Raw genomic sequence first — 6,300 nt, forward strand, 5'->3', positions numbered from 1 at the left:
GGCAGGCAACACGATGGCCACTCATGATTCGCTCTTCTCCGAGAAGGACGTCCGGCGGCTCGAGAACGGCATCGCCGTCTCGGTGCAGCTGCCCTGGTACCGCAGCCTCTGGCTCTCGGCCGTCGACGACGTCGCCGTGACCGTCAACGGCGAGGCGATCCCGACCGATCGGCTGCGCTTCGCGCTGCAGGGCCGCGAGTACCGCGTCGAGGAACTGCCCGACCAATGGGACACGCTCTGGTTCGTCGCCGACCGCCCCGACGTGCTGATCGACCTCGGCCGCGTCCCCGAGCAGGGCGAGACGCTCACCGTCGAGGTGGTGCTGACCATGCGCCTGCTCTACATGCAGATCATGCCGGGCGTCGACGGCGGCCCCGGTCGCTACGTCACGAACCGGGTCCCGGTCGAGCGTGAGGTCGTGCTCGCATGAACGCGTCCGCCGGCGACCGGCCCCGCCTGCGCGTCGCCATGATCGGCTACGGCTTCATGGGCGCGGCGCACTCGGTCGGCTGGCGGCAGGCGCCGCGGGTGTTCGACCTGCCCGCCGACGTCGAGATGTCGGTCGTCGTCGGGCGCAACGCTCAGGCGGTGGCGGATGCCGCGTCCAAGTGGGGCTGGGCCGAGTCGGCGACCGACTGGCGCGAAGTCATCGCGCGCGACGACATCGACCTCGTCGACATCGTCACGCCGGGCGACTCGCACGCCGAGATCGCGATCGCCGCGCTCGACGCGGGCAAGCACGTGCTCTGCGAGAAGCCGCTGGCGAACACGGTCGCTGAGGCCGAGGCGATGGCGGATGCCGCGGCGCGAGCGGCGGCACGCGGCATCCGGACCATGGTGGGGTTCACCTACCGGCGCGTGCCGGCCGTGACCTTCCTGCGCGACCTCATCGCGCAGGGTGCGATCGGCCGGATCGCGCAGGTGCGCGCGAGCTACCGCCAGGACTGGCTCGTCGACCCCGAGATGCCGCTCGCATGGCGCCTGCAGAAGGAGCACGCCGGTTCGGGCGCGCTCGGCGACATCGGCGCGCACGCGATCGACCTCGCGCAGTTCGTCACCGGCCTCAAGCTCGAGAAGGTCTCGGGCGTGCTCGAGACCATCGTGAAGGAGCGTCCGCTGCTCGGCTCGGGTTCCGGGCTGTCGGGCACCGCGGCCGAGGGCTACGGGCAGGTCACGGTCGACGACCTGGCCATCTTCACCGGCCGGTTCGAGAACGGCGTGCTGGGCTCGTTCGAAGCGACGCGCTTCGCGACCGGGCGCAAGAACGCGCTGTCGATCGAGGTGTCGGGCGACAAGGGCGCGCTCGCCTTCGATCTCGAGGACCTCAACACGCTGTCGTTCTACGACCGCACCAAGCCGAACCAGACCCAGGGCTTCACGCGGATCCTCGTGACCGAGCCCGATCACCCGTACATCGGAGGATGGTGGCCCGCAGGCCACATGCTGGGCTACGAGCACGGCTTCTCGCACCAGGTGAAGGACCTCGTCGAGGCGATCACCGAGGGCCACGACCCGCACCCGACGTTCGCCGAGGGCCTGCAGGTGCAGCGCGTGCTCGCGGCCGTCGAGCACAGCTCCGAGAACGAGTCCGCTTGGGTCCCGGTGGGATCCGACAACCTGGCAGCCGCGAAGTAGGAGCACCTCGATGCCACGACCGATCACGCTGTTCACCGGCCAGTGGGCCGACCTGCCCTTCGAGGAGGTCGCACGCCTCGCCGGCGAGTGGGGCTACGACGGCCTCGAGCTCGCCTGCTGGGGCGACCACCTCGACGTCTCCCGATGGGACGACGCCGAGTACGTGCAGGGCCGACGCGACATCCTCGAGCGGAACGGGCTGAACGTGTGGACGATCTCGAACCACTTGGCCGGGCAGGCGGTGTGCGACGACCCGATCGACGAGCGGCACCGCGACATCCTGAACACTCGCGTGTGGGGCGACGGCGACCCCGAGGGGGTGCGGCTGCGTGCGGCCGACGAGCTGAAGATGACGGCGCGGATGGCGGCCGCCCTCGGTGTGACGACCGTCACCGGCTTCACGGGCTCGTCGATCTGGAAGGCCGTGGCGATGTTCCCGCCGGCATCGGACGAGTTCATCGACGCGGGCTACCGCGACTTCGCCGAGCGGTTCCATCCGATCCTCGACGTGTTCGAGGAGGTCGGCGTGCGGTTCGCGCACGAGGTGCACCCCTCGGAGATCGCGTACGACTACTGGACGACGAAGCGCACGCTCGAGGCGATCGGCCATCGGGAGTCGTTCGGCCTGAACTGGGACCCGTCGCACATGGTGTGGCAGGACCTCGACCCGGTCGGGTTCCTCTGGGACTTCCAGGACCGGATCTACCACGTGCACTGCAAGGACGCGAAGCGCCGCCTCGACAACGGGCGCAACGGGCGCCTGTCGTCGCACCTCGCGTGGGCCGATCCGCGTCGCGGCTGGGACTTCATCTCGACCGGGCACGGCGACGTGCCGTGGGAGAACGCGTTCCGCATGCTCAACGCGATCGGCTACGACGGCCCGCTCTCGGTCGAGTGGGAGGACGCCGGCATGGACCGCCTCGTGGGCGCGCCCGAGGCGCTCGAGTTCGTGCGCGGGCTCTCGAAGTACGAGCCGTCGGGCGCGGCGTTCGACGCGGCCTTCTCGACCAAGGCCTGAACGCCGAGACCGAACCGACCACGACGAGAGATCGAGGAACCGCCGAGATGGCCGACGTCCTGAACGTGCTCATCCTGTCCGGGCACATGACCCGGGAGCACGACAACGAGTTCCGCAGCTTCCGCGCCCACAACCAGTGGCTCACGACGCTGCTCGAGGACACCGGGCGGTTCCGCGTCCGGGTCGTCGAGGATCCGCGAGGCATCGGGGCCGAGATCATCGACAAGTACGACGTCGTCATCGTCGTGTTCGAGGGCCGGGACGGGTACCACGAGAAGGCGGTGGGGTTCGGGGCGGAGACCGACGCGGCCCTGCTGAAGTTCGTCCACGAGGACGGCAAGGGCATCGTGTGGTTCCACGGGTCCGCCGCGCAGGAGGACGACTGGGGGTACCCCGAGGAGTACAACGTCATGCGCGGCGCGAAGCTCAGCGTTCCGACGGGGCTGCGTCCGCGGCCGTGGGGCGAGGCGCTGCTGCACACGACCGAGCCGCGCCATGCCATCACCGACGGCATCAGCGCGACCTGGACGGTGACCGGCGACGACATCCTGACGGGAGTGCAGGTCTACGACGGCGCGCAGGTCCTGCTCACGGTGTTCGACGACCTCGAGTCGTACGAGAAGGCGGCGGTGTGGCCCATGTCGCACTACCCGGTGGCGATCCCGCCCGAGGGCGTCGCCGCACTGCCCGGCATGAACACCCACCAGCCCATCGCCTGGATCAACGAGTACGGCGACGGGCGCAGCTTCACGATCACCATCGGCCACGACATCGACACGTTCCGGCGCATCGAGTTCATCCGCATGTTCCCCAGGGGCGTCGAGTGGGCGGCGACCGGGGAGATCACCCTCCAGGGGCCGGATCGCCGGGGCGAGCGTCGGTTCATTCCGTGGCCGTACTACGACCACGAGGGCTGAGGAACCCTACTCGGCGCTCGAGAGGGGCGAGATGCGCTGCAGGATGGCGCTGAGCCGCGCGTGCAGGTCGACGAGCTCGTCCATGTCGACGCCGAGGGCGTCGACCACCTTCCCGGGCACCGCCGTGGCGTCCCGGCGAAGCGCGTTGCCGCTCGGGGTCAGGCGAAGGGCGAGCTGGCGTTCATCCTCGGTGGAGCGTTCGCGCGTCACGTACCCGGCGGCCTCGAGCCGCTTCACCAGCGGCGAGAGGGTGGCGGGCTCGAGGCGGAGCACGGTCGAGATCTCCTTGAGCGACCGGGGCTCGCGTTCCCAGAGCGTCAGCATGACGAGGTACTGCGGATGGGTCAGCCCGAGCGGCTCGAGGATCGGCTTGTAGGCGGCGATCACGGACCGGGACGTTACGGCCAACGCGAAGCACAACTGCCGTTCGAGCAGGAGGAGGTCGTCCGCCTCGGTGTCGGCAAGGGTCGTCATTCAGTTAGTATACTAATCATCATGGCACGAAGGAAACCGGAAGGCGATGGGGTCCTGGCGAACCCGTTCGAGGGCAAGCGAGGGTTCTTCAACCGACTCAACCGTGTCGTCTACACGTTCACGGGGCCGGCACAGGTGGGAATCGGGCGCCCCGAGGCGCCGTACGAACCGCCGGCCGACCCGCGGTGCCCGATCTGCGGTGGCCCGATGGACCAGCATCGCGTCGACCGTTCGGGCGAGCGCACCCAGTTGTACTGCCCGGCTCCGGGAGCGCCCGGCTCGGTCTGAGGGCTCCGCTCGAGCCTGAAATCAGCAAGGCCCCGCGTTTCACACCCTTCGCGGCGACCAGCGTCCGAGCAGGTGCTCGGCGACCGCGTCGACCGTCAGCTGTGCCATCGGCTCCGCCGGCCGGCTCATCGAGCTGTGCGCGGCGCCCGGCGTCATGCGCACGACGGCGGGCACGTCGGCGGCGCGCAGGCGTTCGGCGAAGTCCTCGCCCGAGGTGCGGATCGTGTCGATCTCCTCGGTGATCACGAGTGTCGGCGGAAGGCCGGTGAGGTCGCCGTTCGCGGGGAACGCGTACGGGTCGTCGAGCACGCTGCGGCGTCCGGCGTAGTTCCACGCCATGTGCGTCAGGTCCTCGGGGGAGATCACGGCGCTGCTCGTCGAGGCGCGCATGCGCTCGAGCGTGTCGGCGGCCACCGGCGCGCCGGACGGGTGGAGGAACGGCGTGACGAGCACGAGGCCCGCCGGCCTGGTCTCGCTTGCGATGCGGGAGTCGCGCAGGCGCTTGGCGACGCCCGCGGCGAGACTGCCGCCGATGCTGGACCCGCCGAGGTGGAGCGCGTCGGATGCCACGCCGAGCTCCGTCGTGTGCGCCGCGGCCCAGCGCCATCCGGCCAGCACGTCATCGGATGGCACGGGGTAGTGCACGCCGCGCACGGCATGCCGGTAGTCGACGGACACGACCGAGACGCCGCGGTGCGCGAGCTCGAGTGAGGCCCAGTGCGCGTCGGGGCGGTCGAGGTCACCGCTGATGAAGGCGCCGCCGTGCACCCAGACGAGTCCGATGCCGGTGGGATGCGGCGGCCGGTACGTGCGCGCCCGCACCGGGCCGTGCGTGCCGGCGAAGGCGACATCCTGCGTCGTCACGTCGGCGAGCTGCGGGAACCGTGCCAGCAGCGCGGCGGGCGAGGAGACGAGTTCGGTCGCGGGCAGGGTGCCCGCGAGCTCGGCGATGCGGAGCAGGTCGACGAAGGGCGGGATGCCCGCGACGGCGGTGCGCCCGGCGATACGGACGAGCAGGTCGGGCGCGACGCGGCGGAGGACTGCGGCGACGAGACCGGTCGCCGTGGCCCGCGCCGAAGGCCGCGGAAGGGGGAGTCGCTCGCCCAGCTGGTTCGATGGGCGAGGGGGCTCGGCGGTTCTCGCCTCCTGGGTCACTCCGCCACCTTCCGGGTCGTCCTCGCCCGGGCGGCAGGATCCGCATGTCGGGCGTCAGGGGCGCGACCTCGTTGCGGCGGGGACGAGAGATCGCCTGTCTGGATGCTACGCGCTCAGGCCGGTTCCGGCGCGTCTTCAGTACGTTCAGCGTCACGTTCGGCGTCAGCGTCGTCCCGCCAGGCAACCTCGAAGCGCTCGAACACGATCTCGTGCGCCTCGGTCCACTCGAAGCCGAGCGGCGGTGCGACGCGCTGCCAGTAGCGGCGGTGGTTCTCGCTCCACGATGCGAGCGTGCGGTCGTCCTCGCCCTCGTCGTGGGCGAAGTCCTCATCGGCGTCGGCGAACGTGCCGATGCGCAGTTCGGTGCTGCGCAGGATGGCGCGTGGGCGGCCGGTCGAATCGCACGCGATCCAGTGGCTGCCGATCCGGGGGAGCGGCTGCGACTCCGCGGCGAACTCCGCGACGAGGGACGCGGTCGCCCGTTTGGCGCCCACGAGCACGAGCTCGAGCAGTTCGTCGGTGAGTGCGGGATGGTCGCCGAACTGCTCGACCGAGGGCAAGTCGGTGTCGGTCGCGCGATCGGGGTGCGCGGCGCGGTAGTGGTCCCAGAGGGCGAGCGCGGCGGCGAGGTCGACGGGGGCGTTCGGCATGCGGACCAGTGTGGCAGAGGGCGGTGACGGCGAGTGGCTCTCGGCGCTGGAAATGACGCTTCGTCAGGTGTTTGAACCGCCCCGGGTCTGGTGGAGGCATTGATCTCACGAAAGGGTGATGTCATGCCGGCGCAGAAGAAGTACCCAGTGGAAGTGAAGGACC

8 protein-coding genes are annotated in these 6,300 nt (G+C 70.3%); 5 read left to right on the forward strand and 3 right to left on the reverse strand.

The genetic code is table 11. The annotated features are described in order from the left end of the window. Positions 1-13 precede the first annotated feature (13 nt). From ACFQ58_RS16640 to ACFQ58_RS16655, 4 genes are read left to right on the forward strand one after another with little or no spacing between them, the layout of a single operon-like run. On the forward strand, positions 14-430 hold the full coding sequence (locus ACFQ58_RS16640; protein WP_376952280.1) for a DUF6379 domain-containing protein: 417 nt from the start codon (positions 14-16) through the stop codon (positions 428-430). Between the two features lie 38 nt (positions 431-468). After that, complete coding sequence (locus ACFQ58_RS16645; protein ID WP_376952296.1) at positions 469-1,635, forward strand: Gfo/Idh/MocA family protein; 1,167 nt, start codon at positions 469-471, stop codon at positions 1,633-1,635. Between the two features lie 10 nt (positions 1,636-1,645). Further along, a complete protein-coding gene (locus ACFQ58_RS16650) occupies positions 1,646-2,653 on the forward strand; it encodes a sugar phosphate isomerase/epimerase family protein (RefSeq protein ID WP_376952281.1) in 1,008 nt (335 codons plus the stop codon). Positions 2,654-2,700: 47 nt separating this feature from the next. Beyond that, positions 2,701-3,570, forward strand: a complete 870-nt coding sequence (locus ACFQ58_RS16655) for a ThuA domain-containing protein (protein WP_376952282.1) — start codon at positions 2,701-2,703, stop codon at positions 3,568-3,570. 6 nt (positions 3,571-3,576) lie between these two features. On the opposite strand, the gene ACFQ58_RS16660 is transcribed toward ACFQ58_RS16655, so the two are convergent. Next, positions 3,577-4,044, reverse strand: coding sequence for a MarR family winged helix-turn-helix transcriptional regulator (locus ACFQ58_RS16660; RefSeq protein WP_376952283.1), 468 nt, complete (start codon positions 4,042-4,044; stop codon positions 3,577-3,579). A gap of 21 nt (positions 4,045-4,065) precedes the next feature. Here ACFQ58_RS16660 and ACFQ58_RS16665 point away from each other — a divergent pair, with 21 nt between their 5' ends. Next, a complete protein-coding gene (locus ACFQ58_RS16665) occupies positions 4,066-4,332 on the forward strand; it encodes a hypothetical protein (protein WP_376952284.1) in 267 nt (88 codons plus the stop codon). A 39-nt stretch (positions 4,333-4,371) separates the two neighbouring features. Here the strand turns inward: ACFQ58_RS16665 and ACFQ58_RS16670 are convergent, their stop codons facing one another. Both ACFQ58_RS16670 and ACFQ58_RS16675 read right to left on the reverse strand, forming a co-directional pair. Further along, a complete protein-coding gene (locus ACFQ58_RS16670) occupies positions 4,372-5,487 on the reverse strand; it encodes an alpha/beta hydrolase fold domain-containing protein (RefSeq protein ID WP_376952285.1) in 1,116 nt (371 codons plus the stop codon). 113 nt (positions 5,488-5,600) lie between these two features. Beyond that, entirely contained in the window at positions 5,601-6,137 is a 537-nt protein-coding gene (locus ACFQ58_RS16675; protein ID WP_376952286.1) for an ASCH domain-containing protein, read from the reverse strand. Positions 6,138-6,300: the final 163 nt, after the last annotated feature.

The sequence above is a fragment of the Agromyces sp. NPDC056523 genome (assembly GCF_042794545.1).
In the GTDB taxonomy this organism is placed as follows: Bacteria; Actinomycetota; Actinomycetes; order Actinomycetales; family Microbacteriaceae; genus Agromyces.

Bases quoted from the DNA above. Each gene is read 5' to 3' on its own strand.
- ACFQ58_RS16655 (WP_376952282.1), top strand. From the start codon at position 2,701: ATGGCCGACGTCCTGAACGTGCTCATCCTGTCCGGGCACATGACCCGG.
- ACFQ58_RS16665 (WP_376952284.1), top strand. From the start codon at position 4,066: ATGGCACGAAGGAAACCGGAAGGCGATGGGGTCCTGGCGAACCCGTTC.
- ACFQ58_RS16650 (WP_376952281.1), top strand. From the start codon at position 1,646: ATGCCACGACCGATCACGCTGTTCACCGGCCAGTGGGCCGACCTGCCC.
- ACFQ58_RS16640 (WP_376952280.1), top strand. From the start codon at position 14: ATGGCCACTCATGATTCGCTCTTCTCCGAGAAGGACGTCCGGCGGCTC.
- ACFQ58_RS16675 (WP_376952286.1), bottom strand. From the start codon at position 6,137: ATGCCGAACGCCCCCGTCGACCTCGCCGCCGCGCTCGCCCTCTGGGAC.
- ACFQ58_RS16645 (WP_376952296.1), top strand. From the start codon at position 469: ATGATCGGCTACGGCTTCATGGGCGCGGCGCACTCGGTCGGCTGGCGG.
- ACFQ58_RS16660 (WP_376952283.1), bottom strand. From the start codon at position 4,044: ATGACGACCCTTGCCGACACCGAGGCGGACGACCTCCTCCTGCTCGAA.